15 protein-coding genes are annotated in these 18,722 nt (G+C 72.7%); 7 read left to right on the top strand and 8 right to left on the bottom strand.

Annotation, left to right across the window (positions count from 1 at the left end; translation table 11 throughout):
• The first annotated feature begins 101 nt into the window (after positions 1-101).
• Both IF37_RS0122225 and IF37_RS0122220 read left to right on the top strand, forming a co-directional pair.
• Positions 102-1,739, top strand: a complete 1,638-nt coding sequence (locus tag IF37_RS0122225; protein ID WP_030745203.1) for a penicillin-binding transpeptidase domain-containing protein — start codon at positions 102-104, stop codon at positions 1,737-1,739.
• Between the two features lie 109 nt (positions 1,740-1,848).
• Positions 1,849-3,510 carry a penicillin-binding transpeptidase domain-containing protein gene (locus IF37_RS0122220; RefSeq protein ID WP_030745201.1) on the top strand — a complete coding sequence of 554 codons (1,662 nt, stop codon included), beginning with the start codon at positions 1,849-1,851 and terminating at the stop codon, positions 3,508-3,510.
• A 52-nt stretch (positions 3,511-3,562) separates the two neighbouring features.
• On the opposite strand, the gene IF37_RS0122215 is transcribed toward IF37_RS0122220, so the two are convergent.
• Positions 3,563-3,901, bottom strand: a complete 339-nt coding sequence (locus tag IF37_RS0122215; RefSeq protein ID WP_030745199.1) for an SsgA family sporulation/cell division regulator — start codon at positions 3,899-3,901, stop codon at positions 3,563-3,565.
• A gap of 148 nt (positions 3,902-4,049) precedes the next feature.
• On the opposite strand from IF37_RS0122215, the gene IF37_RS0122210 reads away from it, so the two are divergent.
• The 4 genes from IF37_RS0122210 (at position 4,050) to IF37_RS0122195 (ending at position 7,895) form a co-directional block, all read left to right on the top strand.
• Positions 4,050-5,102 carry an energy-coupling factor ABC transporter permease gene (locus tag IF37_RS0122210; protein WP_030745197.1) on the top strand — a complete coding sequence of 351 codons (1,053 nt, stop codon included), beginning with the start codon at positions 4,050-4,052 and terminating at the stop codon, positions 5,100-5,102.
• A gap of 1 nt (position 5,103) precedes the next feature.
• Complete coding sequence (gene cbiQ / locus IF37_RS0122205) at positions 5,104-5,865, top strand: cobalt ECF transporter T component CbiQ (protein ID WP_030745195.1); 762 nt, start codon at positions 5,104-5,106, stop codon at positions 5,863-5,865.
• Positions 5,853-6,620: an energy-coupling factor ABC transporter ATP-binding protein gene (locus IF37_RS0122200; protein ID WP_030745193.1), complete on the top strand. Its 768-nt coding sequence runs from the start codon at positions 5,853-5,855 to the stop codon at positions 6,618-6,620. Before cbiQ ends, IF37_RS0122200 begins: the two co-directional genes overlap by 13 nt.
• Before the next feature lie 102 nt (positions 6,621-6,722).
• Complete coding sequence (locus tag IF37_RS0122195; RefSeq protein WP_030745191.1) at positions 6,723-7,895, top strand: serine hydrolase domain-containing protein; 1,173 nt, start codon at positions 6,723-6,725, stop codon at positions 7,893-7,895.
• Between the two features lie 28 nt (positions 7,896-7,923).
• Here IF37_RS0122195 and IF37_RS0122190 read toward each other — a convergent pair whose 3' ends face one another.
• The 3 genes from IF37_RS0122190 to IF37_RS0122180 form a co-directional block, all read right to left on the bottom strand.
• Entirely contained in the window at positions 7,924-8,205 is a 282-nt protein-coding gene (locus IF37_RS0122190; protein ID WP_030745189.1) for a DUF1876 domain-containing protein, read from the bottom strand.
• A gap of 193 nt (positions 8,206-8,398) precedes the next feature.
• Positions 8,399-10,603, bottom strand: coding sequence for an MMPL family transporter (locus IF37_RS0122185; protein ID WP_030745187.1), 2,205 nt, complete (start codon positions 10,601-10,603; stop codon positions 8,399-8,401).
• 98 nt (positions 10,604-10,701) lie between these two features.
• Complete coding sequence (locus IF37_RS0122180) at positions 10,702-11,301, bottom strand: TetR/AcrR family transcriptional regulator (RefSeq protein ID WP_030745185.1); 600 nt, start codon at positions 11,299-11,301, stop codon at positions 10,702-10,704.
• Positions 11,302-11,457: 156 nt separating this feature from the next.
• On the opposite strand from IF37_RS0122180, the gene IF37_RS0122175 reads away from it, so the two are divergent.
• Complete coding sequence (locus IF37_RS0122175; protein ID WP_030745183.1) at positions 11,458-14,823, top strand: S41 family peptidase; 3,366 nt, start codon at positions 11,458-11,460, stop codon at positions 14,821-14,823.
• 142 nt (positions 14,824-14,965) lie between these two features.
• Here IF37_RS0122175 and IF37_RS0122170 read toward each other — a convergent pair whose 3' ends face one another.
• The 4 genes from IF37_RS0122170 to IF37_RS0122155 all read right to left on the bottom strand — a co-directional run bounded on the left by IF37_RS0122170 (position 14,966) and on the right by IF37_RS0122155 (position 18,661).
• Positions 14,966-15,172 carry a hypothetical protein gene (locus IF37_RS0122170; RefSeq protein ID WP_030745181.1) on the bottom strand — a complete coding sequence of 69 codons (207 nt, stop codon included), beginning with the start codon at positions 15,170-15,172 and terminating at the stop codon, positions 14,966-14,968.
• Between the two features lie 89 nt (positions 15,173-15,261).
• The gene (locus IF37_RS0122165; protein ID WP_030745179.1) at positions 15,262-16,146 is read right to left on the bottom strand and encodes an SDR family oxidoreductase; all 885 of its coding nucleotides are present in this window, start codon (positions 16,144-16,146) and stop codon (positions 15,262-15,264) included.
• The gene (locus tag IF37_RS0122160; protein ID WP_030745177.1) at positions 16,143-17,096 is read right to left on the bottom strand and encodes an alpha/beta fold hydrolase; all 954 of its coding nucleotides are present in this window, start codon (positions 17,094-17,096) and stop codon (positions 16,143-16,145) included. The genes IF37_RS0122165 and IF37_RS0122160 overlap by 4 nt, the downstream gene beginning before the upstream one ends.
• On the bottom strand, positions 17,093-18,661 hold the full coding sequence (locus IF37_RS0122155; RefSeq protein WP_253915819.1) for an NAD(P)/FAD-dependent oxidoreductase: 1,569 nt from the start codon (positions 18,659-18,661) through the stop codon (positions 17,093-17,095). The genes IF37_RS0122160 and IF37_RS0122155 overlap by 4 nt, the downstream gene beginning before the upstream one ends.
• Positions 18,662-18,722: the final 61 nt, after the last annotated feature.

Below are 18,722 nucleotides of genomic sequence, written 5' to 3'. Positions count from 1 at the left end.
TTTTCGAAAACTGTCCTCCCGGTGACCCCGCGACCGCCTACAGTGCTCCCCGGCACCTGTTTTGAACGTGTTCAACGGTTGAACGGGAGGGGATCCGGGCCATGCGCACCGGGATCAAGGCCGTCGTCATCGGCGGTGTGTGCGTCACGCTGCTGGGCGGGGCCGGTTACGGGGTCTACAACCTCGCGTCCGCGCTGAACGGTGACGACGGCACGGCGGGCTCGGCGGCACCCGTGGAGACGGGGCCGCCCAGCGGTTCCGAGGTGCGGGAGACGACCCGGGCCTTCTTCGCCGCCTGGGCGAGGGGGGACGCGGCGACCGCGGCGTCGTACACCAACTTCCCGCAGGCCGCCGAGGAGTTGCTGACGGCCTACGGCGAGGACGCGCACATCGGCCGGATGCGGATCACGCCCGGTGCGGCGACCGGCGACACCGTGCCGTTCACGGTGCGGGCGACGGTGTCGTACGACGGCGGCTCCCACCCGCTGTCCTACCACAGCGCGCTGACCGTCGTACGCGGCGAGACCTCGTACCGGCCGCTGGTCGACTGGCGGCCCTCCGTCGTCCACCCGGACCTGCGCAAGGGGGACACGCTGCTCACCGGCGAGTCGGCCGCTCCGGAGATCGAGCCGGTGGACCGGGACGGGAAGGTGCTGACCCGGCAGAAGTACCCCTCGCTCGGCCCGGTCCTGGACGAACTGCGCCGGCGGTACGGCGACCGGACCGGCGGCCGGCCCGGGGTGGACCTGGTGATCCGGCACCAGGCGGCGGCCGACGGCAGCGAGGTCGCGGACACCACGCTGCTCACCCTCGTCAAGGGCAAGCCGGGCAGACTCCCGACGACGCTCAGCGCGAGCGCCCAGGCGGCGGCCGAGACGGCCGTCATGAAGTACCCCGAGTCCTCCGTCGCGGCCGTCGAACCGAGCACCGGCGAGATCCTCGCCATCGCCAACAACCGCCGGGACGGCTTCGACGCGGCGCTGCTCGGCGAACGCGCCCCCGGCTCCACGATGAAGATCATCAGCGCGGCGACCCTCATCGACATCGGCAAGACCACCGCGAACGGCCCGGCGCCCTGCCCGCCGTCGGCCGTCTGGCAGAGCCAGACCTTCCACAACCTCAAGGGCCTCCGGCCGGACGAGCACGCCACCCTCGCCGACAGCTTCGCCCGCTCCTGCAACACGGCGTTCGTGAAGTACGCGGACGAGGTGAAGGTCGACTCCCTCACCCGGGAGGCCGAGGACCGGTTCGGGCTCGGCCGGAACAACTGGCAGGTCGGCGTGACCTCCTTCGACGGCCGGGTGCCCGCCTCCGGCGGCCCGGACACCGCGGCCAACCTGATCGGCCAGGGCCAGGTCCAGATGAGCCCGCTGAACATGGCGTCGGTGACGGCGACCGCGGCGACCGGCGCCTTCCGCCAGCCGGTGATCGTGCCGCTGAAGCTGGACGGCCGCGAACCGGCCCGCGCGCGCGGGCTCTCGCCGGGCACGACGGGGCAGTTGCGCGCGATGATGAACCGCACCGCGCGCAGCGGCACCGCGGCCGGCGTGATGGCCGGGCTGGGCGGGGACATCGGCGCGAAGACCGGTTCGGCCGAGGTCGACGGCGAGGCCGGGTCGGACAGCTGGTTCGCCGGGTACCGGGGTGACGTGGCCGCGGCGGCGATGGTCCAGGAGGGCGGGCACGGCATCGACGCGGCCGGTCCGATTGTCGCAAGCGTGCTACGGAACGCGGGCTGAGATCACGGTTGTGATCACCCGCGGAGGCGGGGACCTTAGGGTGAGTGCCGTCGTTGGGGGAGTGTGAGGGCTGCGGAGACCCTGGGAAAGGCGCGGAGGAACTGAAACCGTGGGCAAGAGAAGGCACGCCGCCGAACGGCGCAAGACCCGGCCGGCCGTACTCGGCGGGATGATCGCCGTGGTGGTCGGCGGCGCCGGGGCCGGCGTCTACGCGCTGTACGACGGCGGGGCCTCCGCCGACGAGCGGACCACCGCGGCCCACCGGACCGTGAAGACCGGCCCGCTCAGCGCGGCCGAGGTCCGCACGGCCTCCACCCGCTTCCTCACCGCCTGGCAGCACGGCAAGGTCGCCGAGGCGGCGGCCGCCACCGACGACCCGTCCGCCGCGGGCAGCCTGCTCACCGGCCTCGCCAAGGACGCCCACCTGACGAACGTCACCCTCGCCCCCAAGGCGGCGAAGGGCGCCGTGGTGCCGTTCGACGTGAAGGCGACCCTGGCCTACCGGGGCCTCGCCAAGCCGCTGGCCTACGGCAGTTCGCTCACCGTCGTGCGCCGGACGAGCGACGGCGCGCCGCTGGTGGACTGGCACCCGGCCGTGGTCCACCCCGAGCTGAAGGACGGCGACAGGCTGGTGACCGGCGAGTCCGGCACCCCGCCGGTCAAGGCGCTGGACCGCGAGGGCGGCGAGATCACGACCGCCAGGTACCCGTCGCTGGGCACGGTGCTGGACGGGCTGCGGGAGAAGTACGGCAAGACGGCGGGCGGCAAGGCGGGCGTCGAGCTGCGCGTGGTGCGCGGCAAGGCGTCGAAGGCCGCCAAGCTGTCCGACAAGACGCTGGCCGAGCTGAGCGAGGGCACGCCGGGCACGGTGCGGACGACGCTCAGCCCCGCCCTCCAGAAGGCGGCCGAGGAGCAGGTGGACAAGCGCGCCCGGGCCTCGGTGGTCGTGCTGCGGCCCTCCACCGGTGAGATCCTGGCGGTCGCCAACAACGGGCACGGCTTCAACACCGCCTTCCAGGGCTCCCTCGCGCCCGGCTCCACGATGAAGGTCATCACCTCGTCGCTGCTGATCGACAAGGGTCTGGCGTCGGTGGACAAGCGGCACCCCTGCCCGAAGACGTTCACCTTCGGCGGCTGGAAGTTCCACAACGACGACGACTTCGAGATCAAGGGCGGCACGTTCCGGGCGAGCTTCGCCCGCTCCTGCAACACCGCGTTCATCAGCCAGGCGAAGAAGCTGAAGAACGACGACCTCACCAAGCAGGCCCAGCAGGTCTTCGGGCTGTCGATGAACAACTGGGCGATCGGCGTGCCGACCTTCGACGGCTCGGTGCCGGTGCAGTCGGCGGCGCAGATGGCGGCCTCGCTGATCGGGCAGGGCGGGGTGCGCATGAACCCGCTGAACATGGCCTCGGTCGCGGCGACCGTCGAGTCGGGCACCTTCCGCCAGCCGTACCTGGTGGCGCCGTCGGTGGACCACCGCACGCTGGCCACGGCCTCCCGCACCCTGTCGGCGAAGACGCTGTCCCAGCTGCGCGAGCTGATGCGGTACACGGCCGCGTCCGGCACCGCGGCGGAGGCCATGGCGGGGCTCGGTCCCGACTACGGCGCGAAGACCGGCTCGGCCGAGGTCGACGGCCAGAAGAAGCCGAACGGCTGGTTCACCGCCTACAAGGGCGACCTGGCCGCGGCGGGCGTCGTCCAGGCGGGCGGGCACGGCGGCGACACGGCCGGGCCCATCGTGGCGAAGCTGCTGAAGCTCGGGAGCTGACGCAAGCCGGCGGGTACCGACGAAGAGCCGACCCGGAACCGACCGGAGCCGGTCAGCCCCGCACCGGCTCCACGACGTAGGTCCGCCGCAGGAATCCGAGCAGGGTCTTCGACTCGAACTGCACCACTTCGACCCCGTGGTCGCTGTGGAACTCGACGACGGCCTGGACCCGCCCGCAGGGCCACACCCGGACGTCACCGCTCGCGGCCGGCGTCCGCAGTCCGCGCTCCAGCAGCGCGCGGGAGAAGGTCCACTCGTGCGGTCCGGGCAGCCCGACCCGGACCGAGCGGGGATCGTTGTCGGGGTCGTACCGCAGCACGACGGGTACCGCCCCCGGGTCCTCCTCGTCCGTGACGATATGAGCGCGCGCGTACTGTTCGACCACAGACATCGGACCGCCCTCTCACGCACCGTGACCTATGCGAAAGCCGTGCATCCGCTTTCCCTCAAGGCTCGCACATTTCCCGGCGGGCGCCCGGTGAGAGCCGAGACTCCGTCTCTCTTGCACATGCTTCGCAACAAGGCCCTAAAATCGTCGGGTGCATGTACCTGACGGATTCATAGACGCCCCGACCTCCGCGGTCACCGGAGTGGTCGCCGCCGGCGCCCTCGCGGTGAGCCTGCGCGGTGCCCGCCGCGAGCTGGACGAGCGCACCGCGCCCTTGGCCGGCCTGGTCGCGGCGTTCATCTTCGCCGTGCAGATGCTGAACTTCCCGGTCGCCGCCGGCACCAGCGGGCACCTGCTGGGCGGGGCGCTCGCCGCGATCCTCGTCGGCCCGTACACGGCGGTGCTGTGCGTGTCGGTGGTGCTGCTCATGCAGGGCGTGCTGTTCGCCGACGGCGGGCTGACCGCGCTCGGCGTGAACATCACCGACATGGCGATCGTCACCACCGTCGTGTCGTACGCCGTCTTCCGCGGCCTGCTCGCCGTGCTGCCCCGCAAGCGGCGCTCGGTGACCGTGGCCTCCTTCGTCGCCGCGCTGGTCTCGGTGCCCGCCGCCGCCGTCGCCTTCACCCTGATCTACGCGATCGGCGGCACCACCGACGTCTCCATCGGCAAGGTCGCCACCGCGATGATCGGCGTCCACGTGCTGATCGGCATCGGCGAGGCCGTCATCACCGCGCTGACGGTCGGTGCCGTCGTCGCCGTCCGCCCGGACCTGGTGTACGGCGCGCGCGGCCTGCGCCAGCGGCTCCGGCTGCGGGTGAACGGCGCCCTCGTCGACGCCCCGGCCGCCCCGGCCGCCGCGGCGCCCGTGGCGGTGCGCACCTCGCGGCGCACGCTGTGGGTGACCGGTCTCGTCACCTCCCTCGTCCTCGCCGGCTTCGTCAGCTTCTACGCCTCCGCGAACCCCGACGGCCTGGAGAAGGTCGCGCACGACAAGGGGATCGACGCGAAGGCGGAGAAGCACGCCTCGGCGGACTCGCCGCTCGCCGACTACGGCGTCAAGGACATCTCCGACGCCCGGCTGTCCGGCGGCCTCGCCGGTGTGATCGGGGTCGGCGTCACGGTCGTCGCGGGCAGCGCGGTGTTCTGGGCCCTGCGCAGGCGGCGCCACGACGACGTCTCTCCCGTGAACACCGGCGTCTGAGGTGGGGGCGGGACACACGCACCGGCTCTACCGGCACGGGCACTCGCCCGTGCACGGGCTGCCGCCGCACACCAAGCTCGCCGCCGCGTTCCTGTTCGTGGTGGTCGTGGTGTCGACCCCGCGGGAGGCGATGTGGGCGTTCGCGCTGTACGCCGTGCTGCTCGCGGCCGTCGCCCGCCACGCGCGCGTGCCCGCCGGCTTCCTGCTCCGGCGGCTGCTGATCGAGGTGCCCTTCGTCGCGTTCGCGGTGCTCATGCCGTTCGTGGCGGAGGGCGAGCGGGTGCACGTGCTGGGGCTCTCGCTGAGCGTGAACGGGCTGTGGGGCGCCTGGAACGTGCTCGCCAAGGGCACCCTCGGCGTCGCCTCCTCGGTGCTGCTGGCCTCCACCACCGAGCTGCGCGAACTGCTGCTCGGCCTCCAGCGGCTGAAACTGCCGCCGCTGCTCGTGCAGATCGCGTCCTTCATGATCCGCTACGGCGACGTCATCACCGACGAGATGCGCCGGATGCGGATCGCCCGGGAGTCGCGCGGCTTCGAGGCCAGGGGCGTACGGCACTGGGGTGTGCTCGCCAAGTCCGCCGGCGCGCTGTTCATCCGCTCCTACGAGCGCGGGGAGCGCGTGCACCTGGCCATGGTGAGCCGCGGCTACGCCGGCTCGATGCCGGTCATCGACGAGGTGACCGCGTCCACGGCCCAGTGGCGGCTCGCCCTGGCCCTCCCCTGTGCCGCCCTCGTCGTCTGTCTGCTGGGATGGTTCCTGTGACTGCTTCTCTGGAGGTCTCCGGCCTCGCCTTCGCCTACCCGGACGGGCACCAGGCCCTGTTCGGCGTGGACTTCTCCCTCGCGCGCGGCGAACGGGTCGCCCTCCTCGGCCCCAACGGCGCGGGCAAGACGACCCTGGTGCTGCACCTCAACGGCATCCTGAGCGGCGGCACCGGCACGGTGACCGTGGCCGGGCTGCCGGTCGGCAAGGAGCACATGGCCGCGATCCGGCAGAAGGTCGGCATCGTCTTCCAGGACCCGGACGACCAGCTGTTCATGCCGACCGTGCGGGAGGACGTGGCGTTCGGGCCGGCCGCCGCCGGGCTCAGGGGGGCCGCGCTGGAGGAGCGGGTGCACACCGCGCTGGAGCGGGTCGGGATGCGGGACTTCGCCGACCGGCCGCCGCACCACCTGTCCTTCGGCCAGCGCCGCCGGGTCGCGGTGGCCACCGTGCTCGCCATGGAGCCGGAGATCCTGGTCCTGGACGAGCCCTCGTCCAACCTCGACCCCGCCTCCCGCCGGGAGCTGGCCGACATCCTGCGCTCCCTGGACGTCACGGTCCTCATGGTCACGCACGACCTGCCGTACGCGCTGGAGCTGTGCCCGCGCTCGCTGATCCTCAGCGACGGCGTGATCGCGGCGGACGGCCCGACCGGCGAGCTGCTCTCCGACGAGGAACTGATGCGGGCCCACCGGCTGGAGCTGCCGTTCGGCTTCGACCCGAAGTCCGTCCGGTCGACGACAACGTCGGCGTAACGATTCCATCCGGCCGGTTCCACCGAGGAATCAGAGGTACTCGCCCCCCGTTGCACCCACTGTCGCAGGCGATAGGACAGGCAAGGGGAAGGGACGGCGGACGTGGACGTGAACGGCACTGTGGCCGAGGGCTTCGAGCCGGTCAGGGAGGCGTTCGCCGCGAACTTCGCGCTGCTCGGCGAGCGCGGCGCGGCGGTCGCCGTCTACCGCGACGGGCACCGGGTCGTGGACCTGTGGGCCGGCACCCGGGACATCGACGGCGACGACGGCGGCGCCCCCTGGGAGCCGGGGACCGCGCAGGTCGTACGCTCCGCCACCAAGGGCGTCGTCGCCGCCGCGCTGCTGCTCCTGCACCAGCGCGGCGCACTGGACCTGGACGCCCCGGTCGGCGAGTACTGGCCCGAGTTCAAGGCGGCCGGCAAGGACCGGACCCTCGTACGGCACCTGCTCGCGCACCGCGCGGGCGTGCCCGTGCTGGACCGCCCGCTGACCCCCGCCGAGGCCGCCGACCCCGACCTCGGCGCCGCGGCCGTCGCCGCCCAGGCGCCGGTGTGGGAGCCGGGCACGGATCACGGCTACCACGCCCAGACCTACAGCTGGCTCACCGGCGAACTGCTCCGCCGGGTCACCGGCCGCCCGGTCGGCGCCTGGCTGGCGGACGAGATCGCCGGTCCCGTCGGCGCGGACCTGTGGCTCGGCCTGCCGGAGGCGGAGCAGGGGCGCGTGGGCCGCGTCGGTCCGGCGGACACGCCCGAGGCGGCGGGCGGCGGCCTGCGGACGCGCCCCAAGCGCGCGGTCGCCGAGGCCTACGCCGATCCGGACTCGCTGACCCGGCGCGCGTTCGCCGCGATCACCCCGCTGCCCGACGAGAACGACCCCGGTTACCGGGCCGCCGCCCTGCCCGCCTCCAACGGCATCGCCACGGCCGACGGACTGGCCCGCTTCTACGCGTCGCTGATCGGCGAGGTGGACGGCGGCACCCGCCTGTTCACCCCGCGGACCATGGAACTGGCCCGCACCGAGCAGTCCGCCGGACCCGACCGGGTGCTGGTGGTGAACACCCGCTTCGGGCTCGGCCACATGCTGCACGGCGCCGCGGCCCCGCTGCTGTCCCCCGGCTCCTTCGGCCACCCCGGCCGCGGCGGCCCCCTGGCCTTCGCCGACCCGGAGACCGGCGTCGCCTTCGGCTACGTCACCAACGGCTTCCGGCAGAGCGTGACCGCCGACCCGAGGGCGCAGGCGCTGGTGCGGGCCGTCCGCGCGGCGCTCGCCTGAGCCGAGGGCGCGCGCGGGCCGGCGGCTGTCACACGTGGATCGGGTGCGAGGTCCGCCCGGACTCCGCGTCGATCTCCTCGTGGGCCTTGGTCAGCAGTCGCATCGCCAGTTCGTTGAGGGCACGGGCACCGGCGATCTCCTCGCCGACCCGCGGCTGGTTGGCGTCGACCTGGTGCCTGCTGGCCCGGCCGTGCGCCCGTACCTCCGTACCGTCCGGCAGCCGCACCAGGGCCGCCGCGCGGGTGTGCTGGTCGTCCTCCTCCTTGAACTCCAGCTCGACGTGCCAGCCGACAGCGGTGTGCATCGTCATCACGACCACCTCCGAGATTCGCTGCTTCCAGGGTGCGCCACGGCTCCGGGCCCGTCATGTCGACGCAGCCCGTACCCGTGCCCACGCCCGGTCGGGCGGGGCGCACGTCGTGACGAACAGGGGAAAGCCGGTGAGGGTGCAGCCCCGTCCCCACGGGCACCCTCACCGGCCGCTCTGTGTCAGGCGCGGTACGTCAGGCGCGTACCAGCTCCTTCTCCTCGTCGAGGTCGGCGTGGGCGCGCAGGCCCTCGCCCTCGACGTCCACGTTGGGCAGCGCGCGGTCCAGCCACTTCGGCAACCACCAGGCCCGCTTGCCGAGCAGCGCGAGCACCGCCGGGACGATCGCCATGCGGACGACGAAGGCGTCGAAGAAGACGGCGATCGCGAGACCGAAGCCGATCATCTTGATCATCGACTCGCTGGAGCCGATGAAGCCGGAGAAGACGGCGATCATGATGACGGCGGCGGCGGTCACGACCCGTGCACCGTGCCGGAAGCCGGTCACCACCGCCTGGCCGGGCTTCTCGCCGTGGACGTACGCCTCCCGCATCCGGGTCACGAGGAACACCTCGTAGTCCATCGCGAGGCCGAAGACGACGCCCACCATGAAGATCGGCATCATCGACATGACGGGGCCGGTCTCCTCGACGTTCATCAGATCGGACAGCCAGCCCCACTGGAAGACCGCGACGACGGCGCCGAGCGCGGCGAGCACCGACAGCAGGAAGCCGAGGGCCGCCTTCAGCGGGACCAGGACCGACCGGAAGACCACGATCAGCAGCAGGAAGGCCAGGCCGACCACCAGCGCCAGGTACGGCAGCAGGGCGTCGTTCAGCTTCTGCGAGACGTCGATGTTCATCGCGGTGGAGCCGGTGACCAGCAGCGTGGAGCCGGTCTTCGCGGCGATGTCCGCGCCCTTGTCGCGGATGGCGTGGACCAGGTCCTCGGTGCTGGCCGAGGACGGCTTGGAGTCGGGCACCACGGTGATCGTCGCCGTGTCACCGGCCTTGTTGGGCGCGGCCGGGGTGACCGTGACGATGTCCTTCAGGCCCTTGATCTCGTCGCCGACCTCGGTGAACGCGGCCTTCGGGTCGTCGCTGCCCCGGGCGTCGACGACGACCATCAGCGGGCCGTTGAAGCCGGGGCCGAAGCCCTCGGAGAGGAGGTCGTAGGCGCGGCGCTGGGTGGTGGAGGTGGGCTGGGAGCCGTCGTCGGGCAGGCCCAGTTCCAGGGAGGAGGCCGGGAGCGCCGCCGCGCCGAGGCCGAGCACGCCGAGCAGCAGGACGGCGACCGGGCGGCGGACGACGAAGCTGGCCCAGCGGGTGCCCATGTTCGGGCGGCCTGGCTGCCGGGGCGTCCGGCCGCCGCCGAGCAGCTTGCTCTTCTCGCCGGCCGGCTTGACCTTGCGGCCGGCGTAACCGAGCAGCGCCGGGATCATCGTCAGGGCGATGAGGACGGCGATGGCGACCGTGCCCGCTGCGGCGACGCCCATCTTCGTCAGCATCGGGATGTTGACGACGGACAGGCCGACCAGGGCGATGACGACGGTCAGACCGGCGAAGACCACCGCGGAGCCCGCGGTGCCGACGGCGCGGCCGGCGGCCTCCTCGCGCTCGCGGCCCTCGGCGAGTTCGGCGCGGTAGCGGGAGACGATGAACAGGGCGTAGTCGATGCCGACGGCGAGGCCGATCATCGTCGCCAGGGTGGAGGTGGTGGAGCCCAGGTCCAGGGCGGAGGCGAGCGCGGTGATCGAGGCGACGCCGATGCCGACGCCGATGATCGCGGTCAGCAGCGGCAGCCCGGCGGCGAGCAGGGAGCCGAAGGTGATGACGAGGACGACGGCGGCGATCGCGATGCCGATGACCTCGCTGGAGCCGGTCTCGGGCGTCGCGCTCAGCGCGTCACCGCCGACCTCGACGGTCAGTCCGGCGTCCCGCGCCTTCTGCGCGGCGTCCTCCAAGGCGTCCCGGGTGGAGTCCTGGAGCTCCATGCCGGAGACCTCGTACTTCACCGAGGCGTAGGCGATGGTGCCGTTCGCGCTGACGGTGTGCCCGGTGTAGGGGTCGGCGACGGAGACGACCTCGGAGCCGCCGGCCAGCTCCTTCACGGTCTTGCGGACGGTCGCCTCGTTGCCGGCGTCCGTCATCTTCTCGCCGCTCGGGGCCTTGAAGACGACCCGGGCGGTGGCGCCGTCGGCGCTCATCCCGGGGAAGCGCTGTTCCAGCAGGTCGAAGGCTTTCTGCGCCTCCGTGCCGGGGATGGAGAAGGAGGTGTTGCCGGGCGTCGGCGCGGAGGCGGCGCCCACCCCGGCGAGGGTGAGCAGCGCGACCCATATGAGGGCGACGAAGTGCCGTCGCCGGAAGGCGAGCCGGCCTAGCTTGTAGAGGAACGTGGCCACGGAGGCGTACTCCCGGTCAGGTCGTGGGTGTGGGCAGGGGGGATCAGCCCGACGACGTGAGCGGTGACGTCAGGTGGTGGGCTTGTGCTGGGGAGGGTTCAGCTCGTGGGAACGCCGAGGGCGGGGAGGACCACGGCGTCGATGTACGAGGTGAGGAAGGCTCCGGTGGGCGGCTGGTCGTCCAGGAGTGCCCGGGTGGCGAAGCCGCCGACCATCATGTGCAGCAGGAAGTCGATCGCCGGGCAGTCCGGTCGGACCTCGCCCCGGTCGATCGCGCGTTGCAGCACCTGACGGAAGCCGCCCATCTCCGGTTCCACGAGCTGCGCACGGAACGCCTGGCGCAGATCGTCGTTGTGGTGCATCGCCATGGCGACACCCCGCATCAGCGCCGAGTTCCGCTCCATGGTGCAGTCGTCCTCCAGCGCCACGAGGGCGTGCAGATCGCCGCGGAGGGAACCGGTGTCGATGTCCTCCACATGGCGCTTGCCGTGCCGCAGCGCCATGACGACCAGCTGGGCCTTACCGCCCCACTGGCGGTAGAGCGTGGCCTTGCTGGACCGGGTGCGGGCGGCGACGGCGTCCATGGTGAGGGCGTCGTAGCCGACCTCCCGGAGCAGGTCGAGCACGGCCTCGTACAGCTCGGCCTCGCGCTCGGGGGTGATCCGGCTGCGACGAGTCGCCGCGACGGCCTCGGTCATGCCCGTCACCTTCCCGCTCCGGAGTCTTCGTCTTCGTACCTTCATGAAGATACCCCGTCCTTATACGAAACGAAACCGTTTCGTACGTGTGTTGGATCACGAACGTGAAGGCGCCATAAGTTGCTGGCGGCCTGGGACCGGAAAAGCATGGGGAGAGTGAGCTATCTGCGCCTTCCCCATCTCAGCGGTGACCTGCTCTGCTTCGTCGCCGAGGACGATCTCTGGCTGGCCCCCCTCGACGCGCCCGGCCGCGCCTGGCGGCTCACCGCGGACCGCACCAAGACCGGCCACCCGCGCTTCTGCCCGGACGGCCGCCGGATCGCGTACACCACCTGGCGCAGCCTGGTCCCCGAGATCCACCTCGTCGACGTGGCGGGCGGACCGGCGCGCCGGCTGACGTACTGGGGCAGCGTCGACACCCAGGTCTGCGGCTGGACCCCGGAGGGCGACATCCTGGCCGTCGCCTCCCACGGCCAGCCCTTCTCCCATTTCACCTGGGCCTACAAGGTGCCGCCCGACGGCGATCCGGGCAGGCGGCTGCCCTGGGGCCCGGTCTCCGACATCCAGGTCGCCGACGTCGAGGGACAGCACAAGACCCTGCTGCTCACCGGCACCCCGCCGCACGAACCCGCCTCCTGGAAGCGGTACCGCGGCGGCGCCACCGGCCGCCTCTGGCTGCACGGACAGCGCCTGCTGTCCGACCTCGACGGACATCTGACCTGCCCCATGTTCGTCGCCGGCCGGATCGCCTTCCTCTCCGACCACGAGGGCGTCGGCAACCTCTACTCCTGCGCCCACGACGGCACCGACCTGCGCCGCCACACCGACCACGACGCCTTCTACGCCCGGCACGCCGCCGGGGACGGCAGCCGGGTGGTCTACCAGTGCGCGGGCGACCTGTGGCTGGTGGACGACTTCTCCCCGGGCGGCGAACCGCGCCGGCTCGACATCCGGCTCGCCGGGCCGCGCACCGGCCGCCGCCCCTACCCGGTACCGGCCGCGCAGAACGTCGACGGCATCTCCGTGGACGAGACCGGCCGGGCCAGCGCGGTCGTCGTCCGCGGCAGCCTGTACTGGCTCACCCACCGCGACGGACCCGCCCGCACCATCGCCGACACGCCCGGCGTGCGGGTGCGGCTGCCCGAGATGCTGGGCTCGACCGGCCGGCTCGCCTACGTCACCGACGCCGAGGGCGCGGACGCCGTCGAGATCGCCCAGCTCCCCCGCGCGACGGGTGACCGCCCGCCCCTCCGGCTGGCCTCGGGCGCGCTGGGCCGCGTCCTGGAGCTGGCCTGCGACCCGCTGGGCGAACGGCTGGCGGTGGCCTCGCACGACGGGCGGCTGCTGCTGATCGACGTACCCGATGAGACGGAGACAGAGACAGAGACGGGGACGGGGGCGGTCACGGAGGCGGGGGCCGCGCCGGGAACGGAGGCGGACGGGGTCACCGAGCTGATCCACTCCCTCAACGGCCCGGTCCGCGATCTCGCCTTCTCCCCCGACGGCTCCTGGCTCACCTGGTCGCACCCCGGCATCGGCCGCTCGCTGCGCCAGATCAAGCTGGCCCGGATCAAGGACCGGCTGATCGTGGACGTCACCAACGGCCGCTTCGAGGACGAGAACCCCGTCTTCACCCGCGACGGCCGCTACCTCGCCTTCCTCTCCTGGCGCGGCTTCGACCCGGTCTACGACGTGCACACCGGCGACCTGTCCTTCCCGCTCGGCTGCCGCCCCTACCTCGTCCCGCTCTCCTCGGCGACCCCCTCCCCCTTCGCCCTGAGCCCCGAGGGCCGCCCGGCCGCCGGCGGGCTCGACCCGCTGGAGGACGAGGAGACCGGCGAGGCCGGCGCGGTGACGGTCGAGGTGGAGGGGCTGGCGAACCGGGTCACCCCGTTCCCGGTCATCGCCTCCAAGTACTCCGGGCTGTACCCGGTCGCGGGCGGCGGTCTGGTCTGGCTGCGCTGGCCGATCTCCGGCGCGCTCGGGGAGACCTTCGTCAACCCGGCCGACATCAGCGGGCGTCCCACGCTGGAGTACTTCAACATCACCAAGGCGAAGAAGTCCGAACTCGTCGGCCACCTGGACTGGTTCACGGTGAGCGGCGACGGCACCCGGCTGGTCGTGGTGGACGAGGGAGAGCTGCGGGCGGTGCCGTCGACCGAGGTCGGCGACGCCGACACGACGGTCTGGATCGACGCGCGCCGCATCCTGCACGAGGTCGACCCGCCCGCAGAGTGGCGCCAGGCGTACGACGAGGCGGGGCGCCTGATCCGCGCCTACTTCTGGGACCCGGGCATGAGCGGCATCGACTGGGACGCGGTCCTCGCCCAGTACCGCCCGCTGGTCGAACGGGTCGCCTCCCCCGACGAGTTCGCCGACCTGCTCCGCGAGGTGCTGGGCGAACTCGGCACCTCCCACGCCTACGTCACCGCCGCCCGCCGCAACGAGGGCCCGCCCCACTACCAGCGCCTCCAGGGACTGCTGGGCGCCAACTTCGTCCGCTTCGACGGCCGCTGGGTGGTCCGGCGCATCCTGGCCGGCGACTCCTCCGACTCCAAGGCCCGCTCCCCGCTGGCCGGCATGGGCATCCGTGAGGGCGCCGCCCTGACCCATGTGGACGGCCGCCCGGTCGACCCGCTGACCGGCCCGTACCCGCTGCTGGCCGGGGCGGGCGGCACGACCGTGGAGCTGACCTTCGTCCCCGCGGAAGGCCCCGCGGAAGGGCCCCCGGAAGGTTCCGCTCCCGTTGAGGACTCCACGGAAGGCTCCGCGCGAGGCGGCGGGCGGCCCCGCCGGGTCGCGGTCGTCCCGCTCGTCGACGAACGGCCGCTGCGTTACCAGGACTGGGTGGCCAAGCGCCGCCAGGTGGTGCGGGAGCTGAGCGACGGCACCTGCGGCTATCTGCACATCCCCGACATGGGCGGCTCCGGCTGGGCCCAGTTCAACCGCGACCTGCGCATGGAGGTGTCACGGCCCGCGCTGATCGTGGACGTGCGCGGCAACGCGGGCGGCCACATCAGCGAACTCGTCGTGGAGAAGCTGACCCGGAAGATCCTCGGCTGGGACCTGACCCGGGACGCCCAACCGGTGTCGTACGCCTCCAACGCCCCCCGCGGCCCGGTGGTCGCCCTGGTGGACGAGGCGACGTCCTCCGACGGGGACATGATCACCGCCGCCTTCAAGCTGCTCAGGCTCGGCCCGGTCGTCGGCCAGCGCACCTGGGGCGGGGTCGTCGGCATGACCGGCCGGCACCGGCTCGGCGACGGCACGGTCATCACCGTGCCGATGAACGCGGCCTGGTTCGACGCCTACGGCTGGTCCGTCGAGAACCACGGCGTCACTCCCGACGTGGAGATACTGCGCACCCCGCTGGACTGGGCGGAGGGCCGCTACCCCGTCCTCGGCGAGGCGGTCCGGCTGGCGCTGGAGCTGCTGGAGTCCGACCCCGCGGCCGTCCCCCCGGACCGCGGCGACGTACCGAACCGGACCCGGCCCAAACTGCCGCCCAGGGACGGCCGGTAGGACCCGCGCGAGAGGACCCGCGCGAGAACGGCCCGGCAGGACCCGCGGCCCCGCCCGCGGCCCGGCCCCACGACGCGGGGTGCCCCTCCGCCGGGAAGGGCACCCCTCGTCACATCAGTCCGGCCTGGGCCGAGCGCGGTGGTTACGCGTCGTAGTCCTGGTCGAAGCGGTCCTCGACCTGGCGCTGCGTGTCCTCGATGTCACGGTGGTTCTGGCCGCCGCGCTCGCGCTGCGACTGCGACTGCCCCGGACGGTCCTGCTGGCCACGCTGTCCGGCCTTCTCGCGGGCCTGGCCCGCCTTCTCCTTGGCCTGACGCGACTTGTCCTGCATCTGGTCCTTCATACCCATGTGGGTTCACTCCCGTGGTGAGTGGGGGGTTCGGCCCCTCGCTGGGGCCTCGACCAGATTCACACGGCCCAAAACGGAGTGCATGTCGATCAGTTACGGTGCGTGGCGCGCGCGGCCTCGTCAGCCGCCCCACCTGCGCCGACGAGCCCGGAACTCATCCCTTGCAGCCGGGGCGCGAAGCGCTTCATCTCGCGCTGCCCGACCGTCCCGATGAGCGCCGGCAGATAACCGCGCACGCCCTGCATGCCGCGCAGCCACCACTGCCCGTACACATGGGCCGAGCGCCGCTCTATCCCGGCGACGAGCCGGTCCACCGCCGGACCCAGCGGGTAGGTCTTGTTCGACGGCCACGGCAGCCGCTGCCGCAGCTCGCGCATCACGTCGTCCTGGTCGGCGCCGCGCACCATGTCGGTGTCGGTCCAGGACAGGTACCCGACGCCGACGCGCACGCCCTGGTGGCCGACCTCGGCGCGCAGACTGTGCGCGTACGCCTCCACACCCGACTTGGACGCGCAGTACGCCGACATCATCGGCGCCGGTGTCATCGCCGCGAGCGAGGCGATCTGGAGCAGATAGCCCCGGCTCTCGGCCAGCACCGGCAGGAACGCGCGCGCGGTCACCGCCGAGCCGATCAGGTTCACCTCGATCACGCGGCGCCAGGCCCGCGGGTCGGAGTCGGCGAACGGACCGCCGGTCGCCACACCGGCGTTGGCGACCACGATGTCGACCTTCCCGAACCGCGTCTTCACCTCCCGCGCGACCCGGCTCATGGTCTCGTCGTCGGTGACGTCGGCGTGCCAGTAGGCGCTGTCGCTGTGCAGGCGCCCGGAGACCTCCTTGAGCGCCTCCTCCTCCAGTCCGACCAGCGCGACCTTCGCACCGCGCGCGGACAGCTTGCGCGCCAGCAGCTCCCCCACGCCGCGCGCCGCTCCCGTGACGACCGCGACCTGTCCTTCGAGGCTGACCCTGCTCATGCGCCCTCCTTGATCTGCGCCGGGGTGGCACCGTGCCCGGATGCGGCCCCGGTGACGTGTGTGGTGACGAGCTCCCGGATCATGGCGGTCACCGGCTCGGGAGCCTCGACGGGGGTCATGTGGCCGATGCCGGGCAGCTCGGTGTGGCCGACGCAGCGCGGCAGCGCGGCGACCAGCGCGCGGGCGTGCACCGGGGGCGTGAGCCGGTCGGAGGCGCCGTTCAGCACCGCGGTGGGCACGTCCAACCGCCGTACCCCGTCGTCGAGATCGAGCGCCGCGAGGACGGCCGACCAGGCGTGGCGCACGGCGCGCGGACAGGCGTGCACGATCCGCGCGCACGCCTCCACCCGGTCCGGGGCGGAACCGGCGCCCATCGTGGCGTACTTGAGGACGCGCCGCGCGACCGGCGTGACCGGTCCGAGGGGAGCGCGCGAACCGAGGACGCGGCCGGTGAGCCAGGTGCGCACGCGCCCGGCGCGCAACGGCACCACACGCGCCTGGGCGACCAGCCGCGAACTGCCCGTGCTGCACAGCAGGACCGCGGCGGCGTGCTCCCGGAAACGGGGGCGCTCGGACGCGGCCATGACCGTCATGCCGCCCATGGAGTGGCCGACGACCAGCGCCCGTTCCCCGGGGGCGAGCGTCTCGGCGAGCACCGCTTCGAGGTCGTCCGCCAGCGCCCGGGTCGTGCACGCGGGGCTCGCGGGGCTGCGCCCGTGCCCCCGCTGGTCGTAGGCGATCACCCGGTGATCGGCCGCCAGCTCCCGTATCTGGGCCGCCCAGAACGCCGTCGAGCAGGTCCAGCCGTGGGAGAGGACGACGGGGGGCGCGTCCTCGGGGCCGTGCACCTCGACGTGCAGCCGGGCGCCGTCGGCGGAGACGGCGGTGAGGGTGCGGGCCGGAGCGGGCGGGGCGTAGGGGCCGCTCGTGACGGAGGCGGTCCGGTTCATGCGGTGGCCCCGCTCGTGCGCGCCTCGCCCGTGCGGGCCCCGTCCTCGCGGGCGCCGTCGGTCCGGGCGCCGTCCCTCTGACCGGGCGTCGCCGCGGGCTTCCGGATCACCTCGTACTCGGCCAGGTCCACCCGCTGGGTCGCGCGCCGGAACTCGGTCGTCGTACCGGGCCAGATGGTGGTGTTGCGGCCGCTCGCGTCCAGGTACCAGCTGGTGCAGCCGCCGGTGTTCCACACGGTCCGCTTCATGCGCTCCTGGACCCGGTGGTTCCAGGAGTCCACGGCGGCGGGCCGGGCGTCGAGGGCGGTCCGGCCGCCGAGCACGTCGAGCTGGCGCAGGTAGTCGGCCATGTAGTTCAGCTGGGACTCGATCATCAGGATCATCGAGGAGTTGCCGAGCCCGGTGTTGGGCCCGATGATCGTCATCCAGTTCGGGAACCCGGCCGCCGCGGCGCCGCGCAGCGCCCGCATGCCGCTCTTCCAGGACTCCGCCAGCGTGACGCCCTCCGCGCCGACCACGCGCTCGGCGATGGGCATGTCGGTGACGTGGAAGCCGGTGCCGAAGATGATCGCGTCGACCTCGGCCTCGGTGCCGTCGGCGGCGACCACCGTCGATCCGCGGATCTCGCTGAGCCCGCTCGCCACGACGTCCACGTTGGGCCGGGCCAGGGCCGGGTAGTACGTGCTGGACAGCAGGATCCGCTTGCAGCCGATGCGGTAGTCCGGGGTGAGCTTGGCGCGCAGCGCCGGGTCCTTGACGGCGCGGGCCATGTTGCGCTTGGCGAGCTGCTCGACGAGGCCGAGTTCGTCCGGGTGCTTGGTGAACGCCTGCACCTGGAGTTCCCGGATGCCCCAGAGCAGTCCGCGCCGGACCCGGGCGGTGACGGGCAGCCGCCGGTGCAGCCACCGCTCGGCGCCGCTGATGGCGCGGTCCACCCGGGGCATCACCCACGGCGGGGTGCGCTGGAAGAGGGTGAGCCGGCCGACCTGCGGCTGGATGGCGGGCACGATCTGGATCGCCGAGGCGCCGGTGCCGACCATGGCGACCCGCTTGCCGCGCAGGTCGTAGTCGTGGTCCCAGCGGGCGGAGTGGAACACCTTGCCCGGGAAGGTCTCGAGGCCCGGGATCTCGGGGACCTTCGGGTCGGACAGCGGTCCGGTGGCGGAGACCACGACGTCGGCGCGCAGCGAACCGCGGGTGGTCTCGATCTCCCACCACAGGTTCTCGTTGTCCCAGGTCATCAGCTTGACCTCGGAGTCGAGGCGGAGGTGCGGACGCAGCCCGAACAGGTCGGTGACGTGCTCCAGGTAGGCGCGGATGTGCCGCTGCCCGGAGAAGGTGCGCGGCCAGTCCGGATGGGGCGCGAAGGAGAAGGAGTAGAGGTGCGAGGGCACGTCACAGGCGCACCCGGGGTAGCTGTTGTCCCGCCAGGTGCCGCCGACGCTGTCGGCCCGCTCCAGGACGACGAAGTCCGTGATCCCCTCACGGCGCAGCCGCACGGCGGCCCCCAGCCCGCCGAACCCGGACCCGATCACCGCCACCCGTACATGCTCGTGCTCGGCCATCCCGAAGCCTCCACGCATCACCTAGAAACTCTGCCAGTGAACACTGGCGCAATTGGACTGT

The sequence above is a fragment of the Streptomyces sp. NRRL S-31 genome, assembly GCF_000718775.1.
Taxonomy (GTDB): Bacteria; Actinomycetota; Actinomycetes; order Streptomycetales; family Streptomycetaceae; genus Streptomyces.
The sequence above is the reverse complement of the archived record's forward strand: the minus strand, read 5'-3'. Positions and strand labels throughout refer to the sequence as shown.

Bases quoted from the DNA above. Each gene is read 5' to 3' on its own strand.
- IF37_RS0122190 (WP_030745189.1), bottom strand. From the start codon at position 8,205: ATGACGATGCACACCGCTGTCGGCTGGCACGTCGAGCTGGAGTTCAAG.
- IF37_RS0122200 (WP_030745193.1), top strand. From the start codon at position 5,853: ATGGTTCCTGTGACTGCTTCTCTGGAGGTCTCCGGCCTCGCCTTCGCC.
- IF37_RS0122170 (WP_030745181.1), bottom strand. From the start codon at position 15,172: ATGGGTATGAAGGACCAGATGCAGGACAAGTCGCGTCAGGCCAAGGAG.
- IF37_RS0122160 (WP_030745177.1), bottom strand. From the start codon at position 17,096: ATGAACCGGACCGCCTCCGTCACGAGCGGCCCCTACGCCCCGCCCGCT.
- IF37_RS0122180 (WP_030745185.1), bottom strand. From the start codon at position 11,301: ATGACCGAGGCCGTCGCGGCGACTCGTCGCAGCCGGATCACCCCCGAG.
- IF37_RS0122155 (WP_253915819.1), bottom strand. From the start codon at position 18,661: ATGGCCGAGCACGAGCATGTACGGGTGGCGGTGATCGGGTCCGGGTTC.
- IF37_RS0122165 (WP_030745179.1), bottom strand. From the start codon at position 16,146: ATGAGCAGGGTCAGCCTCGAAGGACAGGTCGCGGTCGTCACGGGAGCG.
- IF37_RS0122225 (WP_030745203.1), top strand. From the start codon at position 102: ATGCGCACCGGGATCAAGGCCGTCGTCATCGGCGGTGTGTGCGTCACG.
- IF37_RS0122215 (WP_030745199.1), bottom strand. From the start codon at position 3,901: ATGTCTGTGGTCGAACAGTACGCGCGCGCTCATATCGTCACGGACGAG.